Raw genomic sequence first — 16,155 nt, 5'->3', positions numbered from 1 at the left:
GTTCCTGTCGCTCAGTCGCCTTTGCGCAAGATCAAAGCACTGGATCCTGGGCCAGGCATCCCAGAAGTCACCAGACATGTTTCGGCGCCGGCGACCGTCGCCGTCGAGTCACCGCGTAGTTGCCGCACGCCCTCAACGATGTGACTCAGCCCGTGTATGTAGCCGTCAGCCAGGTTGCCACCGGAGGTATTGATGGGTACTGACCCGTCCAGCTCGAGCGCGCCGCTGGCGGCGAATGGGCCGCCCTCGCCACGTTTGCAGAACCCATAGTCTTCGAGTTGCATCATGACCGTGATGGTGAAGCAGTCGTAGAACTGCGCCACATCGATATCCTCCGGGCCCATCCCGGCGACCCGGTACAACCGATCAGCAAGCGCGGAGCTGGCATTGGTGAGTGGGCCGGTGAGCAGATTGCCCCACAGTCCACCCTGTCGCGGCACGGCCTCGTCGCCCTGGGCCACGGCCCGGATCAATACGGACGGTTGCTTGCAGTCCCTTGCCTGCTCGGCGGCCGAGACGACAACGGCCGCAGCTCCATCGGTCTCTAAGCAGAAGTCGTACCGGCGCAACGGATCAGCGATCATCCTGGAGTTCAGGTAGTCCGCCATGGTTAACACGTGGCCATAGCGCTGCGCTGCCGGGTTCTGGTTGGCCCGAGCGTGACAGGCGACAGCGATGTGGCCGAGATGCTCGCTGGTGGTGCCGAATTCGATCATGTGCTTGCGTGCGAACAGCGCATAGGCCATGCCGGGCGACTGCAATCCGTACGGAGCCAGGAATTCGAGATAGGAGCCCTTGCCCCCGACTGATTCTCCACCGGCCCATTCCCGACCGAACCGTCGCCCTGACCGCCCGTTGAGGGAACGGAAGACCAGAACGTTTCGAGCCTGTCCGGCGCAGATGGCGTTGACCGCCAGCCCCACCATTCCGCACGGTGCGGCACCCGCCCAGCTGCCGGCCGCCCAGAAGCGCACGTGGGGCAGACCAAGCGTCGCCGCCAAATCGGCATGCAAGACCTCGTCCATCTCGCATCGCACGATGCCGTCGATGTCGGCAGGCTGTAATCCTGCGTCGGCGATCGCCGTGCTACCGGCCTGGGCCGCAAGGGTCAGCGTCGATCTCCCCGAGTTGAAGCTGTAGTCCGTCGTTCCTATTCCGACGATGCTGCACCGGTCTCGCCCGAGGTCATCCGAGTCGCATTCAGCCCTGCCAAAGTCGGATTTCATCGTCGTTCCCATGAGACACCGGCGTTCTCACGGTCCCAGGTGGTGGCCGTGCATCCTTCATGCCGCAATAGATGCTTGTGGACTCGACCGAGGGGGCTCAACGGGAGTTCCGAACGGAACTCGATGTAGCGCGGCAGCGCGTAGTAGGGCACCCGGTCTTTTGACCATTCGAACAGCTCGGACGGCGCCAGCACGGCCTCACTGCGCAGGACTGCCGTCACTTTCACGTCATCTTCGGTGACCTCCGACGGCACAGCGTGGACCGCGACGTCAACGATGTCGGGGTGGACCAGGTACGTCGATTCCAGCTCGTAGCTGGAGATGTTCTCCCCACGTCGCCTCAAGTAGTCGTTCTTGCGGTCTACGAAGTAGAAATAGCCGGCGTCATCTAACCGCCCCAGGTCACCGGTGTGGAACCAAAGGTTGCGGGTGGCTTCGACGGTAGCCTCGGGATGACGCCAATAGCCCTGGAACATCACGTTGGATCGCCGCGGACGGCAGACGACCTCGCCGACTTCGCCGCGGCCGACGTCGCGGTCCTGCTCGTCGACTATGCGTACTTCCAAGTCTTCGTCGTTGATCCGGCCTGCCGAGTTGGGCGGCGCGGATTCATTCGGTGCTGAATAGGTGATCGGAAACACCTCGGTCATGCCGTAACCCTTGGCTCCCGGGACCGCCACCCCAAATCGTCGGCGCCACAACCTTTGCAGATCTTCTGGGAACGGCACCGCGTGCACCATGCGAATCTGACCGAAACAACGCGACATCTCCGGGGTGTCCGGCTGTTGGGCGATGATCGCCGGCATCGCGCCGATCAAGTTGACCACCCGAGCCCCGGTACGATCAATCTCGGGCCAGAATCGCGAAGCTGAAAAGCGCTGCGCAAGAGCAACTGTGCCACGCAGGAGCATGGTCCCGATCAACGACATCGTCAGCACGTTGAGGTGGAACATTGGAAGGGGACTCCAATTGACCTCATCGCGCCGGCGTTCCGTTTGGCCGAGGCCACGCCGGGCGATGTTGACCGCGTAGCCGTTACTGATCATGCAACCCTTCGACGGTCCGGTGGTACCTCCGGTGTAGGTCAGGCAGGTGAGGTCTTCGGCCGAGCCGATATACGCATCGCCTATCGATGCGTTGCGGTAGTCGTCGAGGCGTTCGATCCGAAGGCCCGACTCCGCCCAGGGCTGCTGCTCGACGCCGCGTTGTAGAATCCGCCGAACGTCTGGTAACTGATGGCCGATGCCGGTCAGTCGGCCCACCAGGTCCTGCTCTACGACCACTATCGTGGCACCGGTGTCCGAGATCACGTGCCTTAAGAACTCGCCACGCAATGCAGTATTGATCCCCACCCAGACAGCCCCGAGCATATTCGCGCCGATCCATGACGCGACGGCGTCGATATGCGTGTCCTGCATGCTGACCACCGAGTCACCCTTGCCGATTCCGCAGGCTCTCAGCGCACCCGCAAGGTCCAGTGATCGCCGCCAGACTTCGGCGTAGCTGTAACGGTTACCGGCGAGATCCAGGAACTCGGTGTCCGGACACTGCTCGACACATGTGAGCAGGAGTCCCACGATCGTCGTCTCGCTCCCGATTACGTTGTCTCTCATCTCGGTTCGTCCGTCGGCGCAGCTGGGGTGTAAGTGACTGGCCGATGCTGTCTATCCGTACCAGCGACTCCTAGTCAGTGAATTCGACGGTGCCGTCGAGGGAAAGACACCGGTTTTCAGATGGCGAAGCAGGCTCAGATGGCGGCGCGATTGGCTCCGATGCCCTGACGATGCCGGCCCAAGTCGACTTGCGCCAATTCGATCGCGTCCGAAATCCGTTGCGCGGCCACAGAGATGAGATCGTCAATCTGGTCGCGATAGCGCTGGCACCGCGTGGTTGCGTACGCTGCGCCCAGTGCCGCAATCTGTCCGGATATTGCCAACGACGCCGCTGTGCAGGTGATCCCGTAGCGAAACTCCTGGTCGCTGTGAGCAATCCCCGGTTCCGCCAACTCCTTTTCCAGTCGCCACGTCGTGGTCAGTGTCTGTGATGTCAGAGGCTTCAAGGGATGCGTGGCGAGGTAGTCCATTCTATCCTGGGGCGCCATCCGGGCAAGAATGTTCTTGCCGATCGCGGTCGCGTGTCCTGGGATTTTCATGCCGGGCCAGCAGTCGAATCGGGGCGCCCCGGGATGCACCACCACCTGCGAAATCACGATCTCTGCTGAGTCGACAAGCCCGATGCTCACCGTCGCGCGGGCCTGGTTGGCCAACTCGGTCATCTCCTCGCGAAGCAACCGCAAGCTGTGTGCGCGTCGTTCCATCGCGGTAATCGAGGTCAATTGGTCCCCCAGGACGTAGCGACCCCCGGAGGAGCGGAGCAGGTAACCCTCGTGGACCAAGGTACGAAGCAGATGGTAAGTCGTGGGCAGGGCTATGCCAGTCGTGTCGCTGAGCGCACGTGCCGTCAGCGGGCCACGCTCGATGACGGCAGCCACCAGGTGCATGCCGCGTTGGAGGCTTTGAATCAGTGTCGGCGACGCTGCCGCGTGGTCTAGCACCGGTTACGCGCCGGCCAACTCGTGGCAGTGCTGCAGGGCGTCGATGCGAAAGCGGTCGCCCAGGACGTAGCTGCCGTCGTCGAGACGAATCAGGTAATCGTCGTGGACCAACGTTCGAAGCAGGTGGTAGGCGGTAGGCAGGGGCAGTCTCACCGTGCGCGCGATCCGCTTCACGTGCAGCGGCCCTTCCGCCGCCACGACATTGATGATCTGCAGTCCGCGCTGCAACGATCGGACCAGTGATTTTTCGGTGTTGTCCACAGCCTGACCTCCCAATACCGAGTATGTAACTGGCTCTTACATTTGCCGCCGCCAGTGTAAGTGCCTTTTACATGTGACGCAAGACACCCGATTGCGAGGTGCCCGCAACACCGATCCAAGAGCTTGTCTTCGGTATGTGATAGCCATTAACATAGCCGCGTGGCCAGGCAAGGCGTTGTAGACGAAAGCGGGGCGAAGCGACGCTCTTATCACCACGGGAACCTGCGTGACGCGTTGATCGACGTAGCCGTCGAATTGATCGGGCGCGACGGCGCCGCCGCATTCTCGATTGCCGAAGCATGCCGGCGGCTGGATGTCAGCCCTGGTGCCCCCTACCGCCATTTCGCCGACAGAGACGAGCTGCTGACCGCGATCGCCGTGCGGGCGTGCGAAGTGCTGGTAGTCCACATCACACGAGTGGTCGGCACCACCACCGACCCGGTGGAGCGGCTGGTCAGAGCCGCCCGTGCCTACGTGGAGTTCGCCGCACAACATCCGGCGTTGTTCGAAGTCCTCTACGCCAAAGAGGTTTTCGTCGGGGGCAACGCCAAACTGATCGAGCCCGTGCGCCCAGTGGTCGAGGCATTCCTGCTGCCCGCGTTGGAGATTCCGGGCGTCGCCCCGGAGCAAGCCAGCAGCCTCGCCGTCGCTTCGGCGGCCGTGGCCCACGGTTACGCGGCCTTTCTACCCGCGGGAACGTTCAGCGAGGCACCTGATGCGCTCGCCATCGCCGCTGACAACGCCGCATGCGCAACCCGGGCTCTTGTGATGGGCCGTGCCGCCCTGGCCGGGTCACCGGGCGAACCGGCCGTCGCACTCGCCGGCCGTTCAATCGAGATGTGGCTGGAGACTGTTACCAGCAAGCCTTCGGACCAAGCGAGCGCCCCATGACGGTTGAGGCCCGGTTCGCCGACCCAGCCGCACTGGCACCCCATCGATTATTCGATCTCACCGACCGCATAGCCCTGGTCACCGGAGCATCGAGTGGGCTGGGGGTCCAGTTCGCGCTCGCGCTGCAGGCCGCCGGAGCCCAAGTCGTGGTTGCCGCCCGCCGATCTGATCGGCTGGCCGCTTTGTGCGCCACGCACCAAGGCTTGACGCCGATCTCGTGCGACGTCGCGAGTCCGCAATCGATCGAGGCTGCCTGCTCTGAGGTGGAAGAACGGGTCGGTGAAGTCGACATCCTGGTCAACAACGCGGGCACCAGCATCCCGGCACGCGCCGAAGACGAGAATTTGGCCGATTTTCAATACGTCATGGATGTCAACCTGCTCGGCGCTTTTCGACTGACACAACGGTTCGGGCGCAAGATGATTCAGCGCAGAGGCGGTAGCGTCGTCAACGTCGCCTCGATCCTTGGGCTAGTTGCCGCAGCGCCAAACCGGCAAGCCGCCTATTGTGCCTCGAAGGGCGGCCTGATCAGCCTCACCAGAGAGTTGGCGGTGCAATGGGCACGCTACAACGTCCGCGTTAATGCATTGGCGCCCGGATTCTTTCCCAGCGAGTTGACCACCGAACTGCTTGACGACGAAGCGGGCGGTACGTATGTCCGGCGCAATACCCCGATGGCACGTGCAGGTCGCGCAGAGGAGCTCTGCGGTGCGCTGCTCCTTCTTGCCAGCGAAGCGGGTTCCTACATCACCGGCCAGGTCCTCACCGTCGATGGCGGGTGGACAGCGCGCTAATCGTCCCACCTAGGCTCAGTTGCCTTCCGGCGGCAGCAACATCGACTGCCAGGTCTGAGGACCCCGCTGTTGCGCAAGATTCGCCTGTGTGTACGGCTGCCCGTCGGGGCCAACGTAGTAGCCAGTCGCCGGATCATACTCAGCGAAAGCGATTGGAGGCGGCGCGGTTTCGCCTGATGGTGGCACTGACGCCGGCGGGACTCGGGGCGGTGCCTGCGGGATGTCCTGACCGGACAGCGTCGCGTTGGGGTCGCCCTTCCAGTTGTAGCCCTCATTGAGCGGAACGTACTGTTCGTCACTCTCACACATCGCTGCGGTAGGCGCCCGTTTGCCGGGCTTCGTCTCGCACGGGATGTTTCGCGCCCCGCGCACGTTGTAGTTCGAGTCCTGGGGCACCCGGCAATACAGATCGCCTTGCGGACGGTCCGGGTGGTCGACGAGCGCGGTTGCTCGCTGCTGGTTCGGCGGCAAGTAACCGGTGAGACACGGCGGCGGAATGTTGATGTTCAGGTCGAAGGTGGTAAACGGCCCTCGGTAAATGCTTTTCGAGTACAAGTCGGGCACCAGGGCACTATCGAGAATGGCCACCGACTGCGGCAGCAGCACCAGCAGCTGCTCGACGTTGGGGTGGTAGGTGACTGTCACATCGGCGACGGAGGTGAGGTTGGCCAGCAGCACAGGCAGTGCCGGCTGGAGGCGGTCGAACACCTGCCGGACTTGGCCGGCCGCACCGGGGCCGCCGTCAAGTACGCCACGGACGGCGACGTCGTTGTCCCTGAGCTGCCTGGTGATATCGGCGATGTGTGCGGCCCACGCATCGATAGCCTCCGATGTCTCGCCCTGACTGTCCAGGACCGGCTTGGATTGGTCGATAAGGGTGGTCAACGGGCCGAGGTTCTTCTTTGCGTCGATAGCCAACCTCGTCGATGCGTTGACGAACCGGGCGAATTCGGGGCCGAGTCCGGCCAACGCGATATAGCCCTCGTCAATGGTGGTCTTGAGGTTTCCCGGCGGGATCGCCTCGAGCCCTCGGTTGGTCGCGTTGAGAAGTGAGTTGATGTCTGGCGGTACCGACGCCCGAGAAAGTGGGATCACGTCGCCGTCCTTCAGCGGTGCCGGCCCGGCGCTGCGCGGAACGAGTTCGACATACTGCTCGCCAACCGCGGACTGACTGTGCACCTCCGCGTCAAGATCCGCTGGGATGGGGACGCTGGAGTTCAGGGACAACACCGCTTCGACACCAGTGTCGGTCAATCGTACGTCGGTGACGCGGCCTACCTCCTGACCCCGGTAGGTCACGTTGCTACTTTGGTACAGCCCGCCGGTTTCGGGAAGCTCGAGTACCACGTTGTAGCGACCCACTCCGAACAGCATGCTGGGTAGTCGCAGATAGCCAAAAGCCATGACTCCGCCGGCTATCAGGGAAACGATGACGAAGATCGCCAACTGGATCTTGGTTCGCCTGATCAGACGCATGTCAGCGGCCTTGATCCGGAAGATAGGGAATGGTCAATGGATTGGCCGCGGTATAGGGGCTGGGCATCTGACCGATTGTGCGGCCCCAGCGCATCTCGAGCTCGGTGAGCTTTCCCTCGAATCGAGTTCCGGTGAGAAACCCGGCGTCGAGGCGGCTGAGGGTCAGATCGAAGATCCCGGTCAGGTTCAGATAATCCCCTCGGAAGATCTTGTCGATGTTTTCTTTCACCCACGGGAAGGTCAACAGAAAGCTCAACGAGTGGACCATGGCGGGCCCAGCGTCGGCCAGCGATTGCAGCACCGGCCCAACGTCGTTGACCTCCCTGACCAGATTCTCCTTGGTCTGGTTGACCGTGTTGGCGGTCAGCGCACTGAACTTGCCAAGCAGATCGAGTGCATCGGTAAGGTTGCTGCGCTCTTCGTTGAGGATCGAGAGCGCGTCGGGAATGGTGTCGAATGCCCGTTCTAGAACCCCCTTTCCATCGGCAAGTTGACCGACCAGATTGTTCAGGCTTTCGGTTGCGGCGATGATGTCCTGGGTTTGGCCCTCTACCCGCCCGATGAAGACACCGAGGCGTTCGATGAGTGCCCGGAGATCACCTTCGCGACCGGCAAATGCGGTGCTCAGAGACTGAGTAATGTCTTGAATCTGACCGATACCACCTCCGTTGAGCAGCACCGAAAGACTGGCCAGTGTTTGTTCGGTGGTTGGGTAGGCGTTGCCGGAAGACAGTGGAATCAGCGATCGGTCGCGCAACTTGCCCTGCGGCGCGACGTTTTTCGGTGGCGCGAGCTCGATGTGGAGCGATCCGAGCAGGCTGGTTTGGCCGATGGTGGCGGTGGTGTTGGCCGGCAGGTCCACATCACCATTGATCCGCATCGTCACCAGCGCATGCCAGCCCTCGCGCTCGATCTTGACGACAACCCCCACGTTGACATCGCCAACACGCACCCGTGAATTCCGTTGAATGTTACCGATATCCGGCAGCTGAGCCTGAATGGTGTAGGAGCCTGGCGCGGACCCCTGGGTACCGGGCAGTGGTATGGAATTGGCCCCGCGCCAGCCACAAGCGCAGATACCTCCGAGCAGGATGGCAGTCATCGCCGCGGTAAAGACGATTCGGCGGACCATCATGATCCGGGCACCATCAAGTCGCGCAGGTTTGTCGGGGCGGGCGGCGCCTCGGCCGGCAGCGTGGGGGCGCCCAGGGCCCCCTCCAGCGCGGGAGTCGCCAGTGCGACATCGCTTTCGGGCGAGGTAGATGGTGGCACGTAATCGGGTCGGAGCCAATCCTCGCTATAGGTGACCTCGTTGGGTCGAGCCATTGCGCCCACGAACGGATTGAGACCGAGCGGGGGGAAATTGTACTGCCGATTCTTGAAGATCGGCGCCAGGTATTGCACACAAAGTTTGGCTGACTGTTCGTAGTTCAGACGCGATGCCGCCTGGATAGCACCGCATAGGAACGAGATCGGATTCGCAAAATTGTTGAGGCTGAAGGCGCCGGCAAATCCCCCCACAGCAGGCGGGTAGAGGTCGACGAAGTTTGCGATCAGCGTGGGTGCAATGTGCAACGTCTGCTTGACGTCATCGAGGCTTTCGTGAAGGGCTGCGCTGATCGACGCGAGCTTGTCCGACGTGCCGCCCACCGGTTCGCGAACCTCCTCGGCGAACGCCTGGACGGCGCTGGCCGCGTCGCTGATATCCGTCACCGCCCTGCCTACTTCTTCGGGCTGATTAGCCAGCAACGCGGTGACAGCCGCCAGGTTCTGATTGAGCCGACGCATCAGGTCCGCACTGTCATGAAGGGCGGCAACGACCACCGACAGGCTCCTGATGGTGCTGAACAGATCATCGCTATGGTCGCCGAGCGCCGAAAATGCCTGTGACAACTCGACAATCGTCTCTCGGATATTGGCGCCTTGGCCACGCAGATTGTCGGCTGCCGTGTTGATGAACGCCCCCACCGTACTTACTCCGCCCTGTTCGGTGGGTTGCAGCGCGTCCACGAGCTTCTGCAGCTGCTTGCGCAAACCATCCCACTCGACGGGAACGGCGGTGCGTTGAAGCGGGATTACCGCGCCGCTCTGCAGCGCGGGGCCTCCGACGTAGGCAGGCACCAGCTGTATTGCTCGCGCCGATATCAGCGATGGCGACAAGATCGCCGCCTTGGCCTGCGAGGGAATCGGGTATTTTGCGTCGACCCAAAAGGTGATCTTGACTTGCTGTGGTTCAGCCTCGATCGTGTCGATCTTGCCGACCCGGACTCCGAGGATACGGACCTCATCGCCGGGAAAGACGCCGGTACTGTTCGCGAAGTACGCGGTGATGTGAGTCCGGGCGGTCGTTTGCCCCGTCTCGTTGACCGTGATGACGCCCCCCAGCAGAACCAGGGCCAGCAGGCTGCCCACACCGATGCGCCAGTTGCGTTTGGACATTCAGCGCCTTCCCCCTGAATCGGCACTCGACGGTTCTCCCGGTGCGGGCAACAGGACAGGTGGCTGCGGTGGTGGAGGCTGGACTTCCGCCGGCGGTCCCGGTGGCGGCCCACCGGGGGGCGGAGCCGGCGGGGGCGGTCGGTAGGGGTAGCGCGGGTCATCGGGATTGCCGGTGATCGCGTCGGGCAAGTTGAGCCTGGGTTCGCCGCCTTGTCCGGTGCGCGGGTACGGCACCGGCAACGGGGGTGTCCCCGGCTGACCGACTTGCGGATCGCTGAGTTGTGACGGTAGGAGGACATTGGGATCGAGCCCCAGATCGGAGAACGCCGCGTCGATGAACGGCTGTACGAACTGGCCGAGTGCAAGATTGGACAGATAGCCCTTGAAGAACGGACCCGACGCGATCGACTCTCCCAGAGACATCGCGTAACCGTTCAGACGTCTGATCGAGTCCTGGATGCGCGCCTTCCTGTTGTCGACGATGGTGAGCACTCCATTCAGCTTGTCCAGCGCCGTCTTCATCGTTTGACGGTTGTCGCTGACGAAACCCTCGATCTGCCTGGCGACCGCCGAGATGTTTCCCGAGATCTGTTCGAGCGCAGCGCTTTGCGTTCGCAGTTGTAACAGCAGCGCATTGGTGCTTCCGATGAGACTCACGACCTGGTCACTGCGATCTGAGAGAACTCGGCTCGCCTTGCTGGCGTTGGCCAGTAGGGATCGCAGCTGCTGATCACGTAGGTTCAACGTGTCAGCGAATCGCCCAACGCCTTGTATCGCCGCTTTCAACGCCGGTGGCGTCTGGGAGAAGGTCTGCGCCAGTGTGCGTAACGAGTCGGACACCGTCGTCGTGTCCAATCCGCTGATCGTTGCCGACAGGTCGCCCAGGACATCGGTGAGTTGGTAGGGCGAGGTGGTGCGCTCCAGCGGTATGGGGCCCGACTGTCGACCTTCTCCCCGGGGCGTTACCTCCAGGAACTTCGCTCCCAGAACGGTTTTGGTCTTAATCGCAGCCTGGGTTCGGTCACCCAGCGAGACCTTCTTGTCGAGACTGAATTTGACTAGGACCCGCGCCCCGTCGAGTTCGATTCCGGTGACCCGTCCGGTCCGCAATCCCGACACCTCCACCGGAGCATTCGCCTGCAAACCGGCCGCATCGGCGAAGTAGGCCGAACATGTGCTGGTAGAGCCGACAAAAGGCAGACTGTTGTAATTGAGGGCGCCTAGCACCACGGTGGCGGTGATCAAGCAGCCAACGACCCCGACGAGAATTGGATTGCGCTCGCTCATCGTCCTCATTTGGGCGTGCACCTACCAGATGACTGTCCGGCCACCTTGATGTAGACCGGTTGCCCCCCTTTACCATTCACCTTGAAGACCACCTCGCAGATGTAGAAGGCGAACCAATCGCCGTAGAGACCCTGACGTCCCAGCGTCTGGTAGGCCTCGGGCAGCGTATCGAGCAGATTGTCGAAGTAGTTCTGCTCCGCGAGCACAATGCTTGACACTCGGTCGATTTCGTTGACGTCTCGCTGGATCGCCGGTCGGGATCGGGTCAGCAGATCGGTGAGGGATCCGGCCGCGGCATTGGTGTAGGCCACCGAGTTGCTGATGTCCTGTTTGCGTTCGGCCAAGCCCTTGGTAAGGGCCGCCAGCTTGTCGACCGCATCTCCGAACTGCGAGCTGTGGCCACTGAACGTACCCAGTACGGCGTTGAGGTTGGTGATGACTTGACCGACCAGTTGGTCACGATCGGCCAGTGTGCTCGTCAGAGTTGCCGTGTGGTCGAGCAGCATCCCGATCGTCGCGCCTTCCCCTTGAAAGGCTTGAATCAGCTGTGCGGACAGGGCGTTGACTTGGTCAGGCTGCAAAGCCTGGAACAGCGGTCGGAATCCCCCGATCAAAGCGTCCAGGTCGAGTGCCGGTGATGTGTGCGACAGCGGGATGGTGGCGCCGGAATTGATTCTTCTGCTGCCTCTTTCACCTTCCTCCAGGGCGAGATAACGATCACCGTAGAGGTTGTCGTAACGGATCACCGCTCGGCTGGCTTGGGTCAGTTCGACCGAATCGTCTGTGCTGAACTTGACTGCGACCGTGGTATCGGGCCGTAGCGACAGGTCGGTCACCTTACCGACTTCGACCCCGGCGATGCGCACGAAGTCGCCCTCTTTGAGACCTCCTACGTTGGCGAATTCAGCGGTGTACTCGTGCTGCGGTTCGAAGCGCAGTTGAGCGAAGACGGCGAAGAGCACGAACATGGCCAGCAGGCACACCGCAGCAAAAACGCCTAAGCGCCAGATGGCGGCGCGGAGTCGGTCTCTCATTGTGAAGTCTCTTCTCTCACCTTCGACACAGGGTGACCGATGCAGTCAGGTCCGATCACCGATGGCATCACCCACCTCCGGGCGACGCGGGCAGCGGCGTGGGGTGTACCTGCGCGGGGACAGTCGGGTTGAAGGGTTCCGATCCGGGGGTTGGTCCGGGTTCACGCGGAGCTCCGGGTGCTGGTGCCGGCGGCAACCCGGGATACAGTGGCGTACCGTCCGCTGCGTACTGGGGCGCACCGTATGGTGGCGCACCGGGATAGGGAACCGGCCCCGGGGCCGGTCCGCCTGGGTAACGCACGCTCGGCGGCTCGGGTATGGCCCGCGTCACCGGCAGGTAGTTGGCCCATCCCGGAAACCCGATGCCGGGGTTGACACGGATATCGGTGCCGGTACCCCACCCGGTGTTGGTGATCAGCTGACGCACCGGAAACGATTTGGTTACATCCGGCAGGGAGCCGCAGCCGGGCTTACCGCCTGGTCCACCCTTAGCGCCGGTGATCGGCAGGTTGTCGGGATATCTGTACGGGTCTTGGCCCCAGGTGAGACCGGCATCCAGCATCAGTGAGTATCCGTTACCGCCTTCGGCGTAGCTGCCACCGTGGTCGATGAACCACTGCGCGCCGACCAGGAGACAGGTAAGGGTGGGGCTGTACTTCAGTAACAGCGCCGTGGTCGGTTCGAGGGTGTTGACGTCGTGAATGAGGTTTGCACTGCTCGCGCCGAGCAAGCCGATTCCGCTTCGGCTTAACCCGATCACGTTGAGCAGCAAAGCATCCAATGCGGCAGAACGATCGGTGATCGTTGCCGCCGTCGTACTCGCCGCGTCGAGCACGGTCAAGATGTTGTCCGCGGCGGACCCGTAGCTGTCGCTGAAGCCCTTCAACGCCTTCCAGTCGCCGTCGATGGTGTCGGTACGCGGGTTGAGCGCAGCGAGCACTTCACTTGCAGCGCTGGTTGCTTCGCCGATGGCAGGTCCCCGGTTGCGCAGGCCCTCGGAAAGGGTCGACAGGATCCCGTTGAGTTTTGCCGGGTCGATCTTGTCGAGCAGGTTCACGAGGTTCTGGAAAACCGTGTTGACCTCGCTGGTCACATTGCGCGAGTGCAAGACCTGCCCTGCCGTCAACCGGCGCGGGCTGGGGTGCGACGGATAGATGAAGTCGACATACTTGGCGCCGAAAGCGGTGGTGGCGTTGATTTGCGCCTCCACATTCGCGGGAATGTACTTGATTTGATCAGGTTCGATCTGGAGTTCCAGGGTCGCTGCATTGTCGTTGCCGACTACCCGGTTCACACGGCCTATCTGGAATCCGCGCATCTTGACTTTTCCGCCGGGTTCCATGACCAATCCGGATCGGTCGGACTTCAGTGTCACCGCGACATAAGTGTGAAAGCTGCCGCTGAACAACGCCGCCGTGAGCAATACGACGACAACGACGGTCGACAGCAGGACGGCGGTGCTCCATGCGGGATGTTTGTACCAGCGCTGACGGGAACCGTGAGATCCATTGGAAACCATCGATTATCCCGAGAGGTGAAAATTGCCCGACTGCCCGTAGACAGACAGTGAAATGACCAGCGTCACGAACACGACAACAATGAGAGAGGCGCGCACCGCGCGTCCTACCGCCTGCCCTACGCCTGCCGGGCCACCCGTCGCGGTGAAGCCGTAGTAGGTATGGATCACCATGACCGCCAGTGCCATCACTCCGGTCTGCAGGAATGACCACAACAAGTCGGCAGGGTTGAGGAACGTATTGAAGTAGTGGTCGTAGACCCCGGTGGATTGACCGTAAATACCGGTGGTGCCCAACCGCGCCGCAACGAAAGACATCAGCACCGCAGCGCAATACAGCGGGACCACGACAATTACTCCCGCCAGCACCCTTGTCGAGGCGAGGTAGGCGATGGCACGCACTCCCATCACCTCTAGCGCGTCGATCTCCTCCGCGATCCGCATCGCTCCCAATTGCGCTGTTGCCGCAGCACCTATCGTGGCGGCCAGGCCGATGCCAGTGGTCAGTGGCCCGATGATCCGTACGTTGAGATATGCCGACGTGAATCCGGTCAGCGCCTCGACGCCGACGCCCGCGAGGGTGTTGTAACCCTGAACCGCGATGAGAGCGCCGGCGGACAACGTGAGAAAACCGATGATCACAATCGTGCCGCCGACGACTGCGAGCGCTCCACTGCCCATGCTCATCTGGGCCACCAGGGTTGCCACCTGGGTGCGGTAATGGATGATTGCATCCCCGATAGACGCAATGGTCTTGCCGTAGAACTGGGTCTGCTCGCCAATCCGGTTCCACCCTTGGGCGAAGCCGGCACCGGCCCGCTCCAACCGGGGCGTCAGTCTGCTGGGCGCGCTGGTCACATCGTCGCCTTCACGCCGACCGCAGTCACGATGACGTTGATGACGAACAGCGCCATAAAAGAGAACACCACGGTCTCGTTGACTGCGTTGCCGACACCAGCGGGACCTCCACCCACCGAAATGCCCTTATAGCAACCGATCAGGGCAGCCACCAGACCAAAAAGTGCGGCCTTGGTCAACGAGATGATGACCTCGGGCAGACCGGTGAACAGTGTCATGCCGGCGACGAATGCCCCGGGCGTCACGTGTTGGACGAAGACGGAGAAGAAGAAGCCGCCGACGACACCGACGACAGCTACCACCGAATTCAACAGAAGTGCCACCACGACCGTCGCCAGCACCCGCGGGACCACCAGCGCCTGCAGTGGGTTGATGCCCATCACCCGCATAGCATCGAGTTCTTCTCTGATGGTACGGGCACCCAGATCGGCGCACATTGCGGTCGCCGCCGCACCGGCGACCACGAGAACCGTTACCAACGGCCCGATTTGGGTGACTGCGCCGAACGCCGCACCGGCACCCGAGAAGTCCGCGGCTCCGAATTCGACGAGCAGAATATTGAAGATGAACACCGACAGAACGGTGAAGGGAATCGACAACATGATGGTCGGCACGATCGACACACTCGCTACAAACCAGGTCTGCAGAAGCCATTCCCGCCACGCGAAAGGCCTACGCGGAATTAGCAGCAAGGTGTCGATCGCAGTGGCGAAGAACCCACCGACTGCCCGCATCGGCCTTGCGAGCGTGTCCATCGCGGTCACAGCCTGTCCCCTCGTTTGAGCTGTCTCCCGCGCCCGTGGCTGGCGCGCGGGTATGGGCTCATCGTGTGTTCGAGTGCAACCCAGGGATGAGTTGACGACAAGGACACCTTTTTTCAGATGGTGATCGTGAGCTGTCGAGCACCCGCTCAGATGCCCACCACCAGCCGGCTACTGACACCATTTGAACTCGGCGAACTTGCTCCAGGCGCATCAGCCCGGTCGATAATCGCAGCGACGGTCTTCTCGAGCGGACTGTCGAAGGCCCTGACGCACAGGGCAGATCGAGAAGGGGCTGTGTGCGATGACCGTTGCAGAGCCCTCCGCAGTTCGCCGCGGTGCGGATTGGGCGTCGCTATCCGCCGTCTTCGCGCCAGTCAGGACACCCGACAGCCACGAGCCGGCCGAGGAACGCGGTATCGACCCGGCACAGTGCGCCCTGGTCGTGCTGGACTACCAACCCGCCGTTCTGCACTCGGTACGCGACCCGGACAGGTTGATCTCGGGCGTCAATGCCGTTGCCGATGACGTCCGTCGAGCCGGTGGTCACGTCGCGTATGTTCGGACAGCGTTCAAGGCGGCAGACTATCGGTTCATCGCATCAACCAACCGGGCCCTCTCAGCCGTCGCAGCCGACTGGTACCTCCAAGACGGAACACCAGTCGCGGCACTGCACGAAGCAGTCGATCATCGCCCCGACGACATATCGATTCGCAAGGTTCGGGTCGGAGCCTTCTGCCAGACCAACCTCGACGAGCGGCTCACCAATCGGGGCGTCACCACGCTGCTCCTGGCAGGTGTGCACACCAGCGGCGTCGTGCTGTCGACACTCCGGGAGGCCGCTGACCGGGATTACCGAATCATCGTGCTACGAGATTGCGTCGCGGATGCGGACCCTGAGCTTCACGATCTTCTGATGAATCGCGTCTTTCCAAGTCAAGCCGACGCCATGACCGCCAGGGATGTCTGCGCCGGCTTCTCGAGGTCGTGACACGCGTCCGGGCACCGATAGATCGCCCACCCAGGAATATCCGGGCCGAGGACATGGTTACTCATCC

At 62.3% G+C, this 16,155-nt stretch carries 15 protein-coding genes and 1 pseudogene; 3 read left to right on the top strand and 13 right to left on the bottom strand.

All coding sequences use genetic code 11. The annotated features are described in order from the left end of the window. Positions 1-11: 11 nt before the first annotated feature. From JX552_RS00740 to JX552_RS00725, 5 genes and pseudogenes are all read right to left on the bottom strand, one after another. Positions 12-1,226 carry a thiolase C-terminal domain-containing protein gene (locus JX552_RS00740; RefSeq protein ID WP_205875646.1) on the bottom strand — a complete coding sequence of 405 codons (1,215 nt, stop codon included), beginning with the start codon at positions 1,224-1,226 and terminating at the stop codon, positions 12-14. Next, the gene (locus tag JX552_RS00735) at positions 1,223-2,839 is read right to left on the bottom strand and encodes an AMP-binding protein (protein WP_205875645.1); all 1,617 of its coding nucleotides are present in this window, start codon (positions 2,837-2,839) and stop codon (positions 1,223-1,225) included. Before JX552_RS00735 ends, JX552_RS00740 begins: the two co-directional genes overlap by 4 nt. 134 nt (positions 2,840-2,973) lie before the next feature. Beyond that, entirely contained in the window at positions 2,974-3,501 is a 528-nt protein-coding gene (locus JX552_RS00730) for an IclR family transcriptional regulator domain-containing protein (protein ID WP_241010827.1), read from the bottom strand. A 108-nt stretch (positions 3,502-3,609) separates the two neighbouring features. Further along, positions 3,610-3,780: pseudogene (locus JX552_RS33870) on the bottom strand (helix-turn-helix domain-containing protein); the annotation flags it as partial. A 3-nt stretch (positions 3,781-3,783) separates the two neighbouring features. Continuing rightward, positions 3,784-4,041, bottom strand: coding sequence for a helix-turn-helix domain-containing protein (locus JX552_RS00725; RefSeq protein ID WP_205875643.1), 258 nt, complete (start codon positions 4,039-4,041; stop codon positions 3,784-3,786). Positions 4,042-4,200: 159 nt separating this feature from the next. Between JX552_RS00725 and JX552_RS00720 the strand changes: the two genes are divergently transcribed. Next, a complete protein-coding gene (locus JX552_RS00720) occupies positions 4,201-4,932 on the top strand; it encodes a TetR/AcrR family transcriptional regulator (protein ID WP_205875642.1) in 732 nt (243 codons plus the stop codon). Continuing rightward, positions 4,929-5,726, top strand: coding sequence for an SDR family oxidoreductase (locus JX552_RS00715; RefSeq protein WP_205875641.1), 798 nt, complete (start codon positions 4,929-4,931; stop codon positions 5,724-5,726). Before JX552_RS00720 ends, JX552_RS00715 begins: the two co-directional genes overlap by 4 nt. Before the next feature lie 15 nt (positions 5,727-5,741). On the opposite strand, the gene JX552_RS00710 is transcribed toward JX552_RS00715, so the two are convergent. The 8 genes from JX552_RS00710 to JX552_RS00675 all read right to left on the bottom strand — a co-directional run bounded on the left by JX552_RS00710 (position 5,742) and on the right by JX552_RS00675 (position 15,091). Then, positions 5,742-7,202, bottom strand: a complete 1,461-nt coding sequence (locus JX552_RS00710) for an MCE family protein (protein ID WP_205875640.1) — start codon at positions 7,200-7,202, stop codon at positions 5,742-5,744. Position 7,203: 1 nt separating this feature from the next. Next, complete coding sequence (locus tag JX552_RS00705) at positions 7,204-8,334, bottom strand: MCE family protein (RefSeq protein ID WP_431196028.1); 1,131 nt, start codon at positions 8,332-8,334, stop codon at positions 7,204-7,206. Beyond that, positions 8,334-9,641, bottom strand: coding sequence for an MCE family protein (locus JX552_RS00700; protein ID WP_205875638.1), 1,308 nt, complete (start codon positions 9,639-9,641; stop codon positions 8,334-8,336). The genes JX552_RS00705 and JX552_RS00700 overlap by 1 nt, the downstream gene beginning before the upstream one ends. After that, complete coding sequence (locus JX552_RS00695; protein ID WP_205875637.1) at positions 9,642-10,937, bottom strand: MCE family protein; 1,296 nt, start codon at positions 10,935-10,937, stop codon at positions 9,642-9,644. After that, complete coding sequence (locus tag JX552_RS00690; RefSeq protein ID WP_205875636.1) at positions 10,934-11,962, bottom strand: virulence factor Mce family protein; 1,029 nt, start codon at positions 11,960-11,962, stop codon at positions 10,934-10,936. Before JX552_RS00690 ends, JX552_RS00695 begins: the two co-directional genes overlap by 4 nt. Positions 11,963-12,029: 67 nt before the next feature. Then, a complete protein-coding gene (locus tag JX552_RS00685) occupies positions 12,030-13,481 on the bottom strand; it encodes an MCE family protein (RefSeq protein ID WP_205875635.1) in 1,452 nt (483 codons plus the stop codon). Between the two features lie 3 nt (positions 13,482-13,484). Continuing rightward, positions 13,485-14,336: an ABC transporter permease gene (locus JX552_RS00680; protein WP_205875634.1), complete on the bottom strand. Its 852-nt coding sequence runs from the start codon at positions 14,334-14,336 to the stop codon at positions 13,485-13,487. Beyond that, positions 14,333-15,091, bottom strand: coding sequence for an MlaE family ABC transporter permease (locus tag JX552_RS00675; protein ID WP_205878119.1), 759 nt, complete (start codon positions 15,089-15,091; stop codon positions 14,333-14,335). The genes JX552_RS00680 and JX552_RS00675 overlap by 4 nt, the downstream gene beginning before the upstream one ends. A gap of 310 nt (positions 15,092-15,401) precedes the next feature. Between JX552_RS00675 and JX552_RS00670 the strand changes: the two genes are divergently transcribed. Further along, positions 15,402-16,088: a cysteine hydrolase family protein gene (locus JX552_RS00670; RefSeq protein WP_205875633.1), complete on the top strand. Its 687-nt coding sequence runs from the start codon at positions 15,402-15,404 to the stop codon at positions 16,086-16,088. Positions 16,089-16,155: the final 67 nt, after the last annotated feature.

This window comes from Mycobacterium gordonae (assembly GCF_017086405.1).
In the GTDB taxonomy this organism is placed as follows: domain Bacteria; phylum Actinomycetota; class Actinomycetes; order Mycobacteriales; family Mycobacteriaceae; genus Mycobacterium; species Mycobacterium gordonae_D.
The sequence above is the reverse complement of the archived record's forward strand: the minus strand, read 5'-3'. Positions and strand labels throughout refer to the sequence as shown.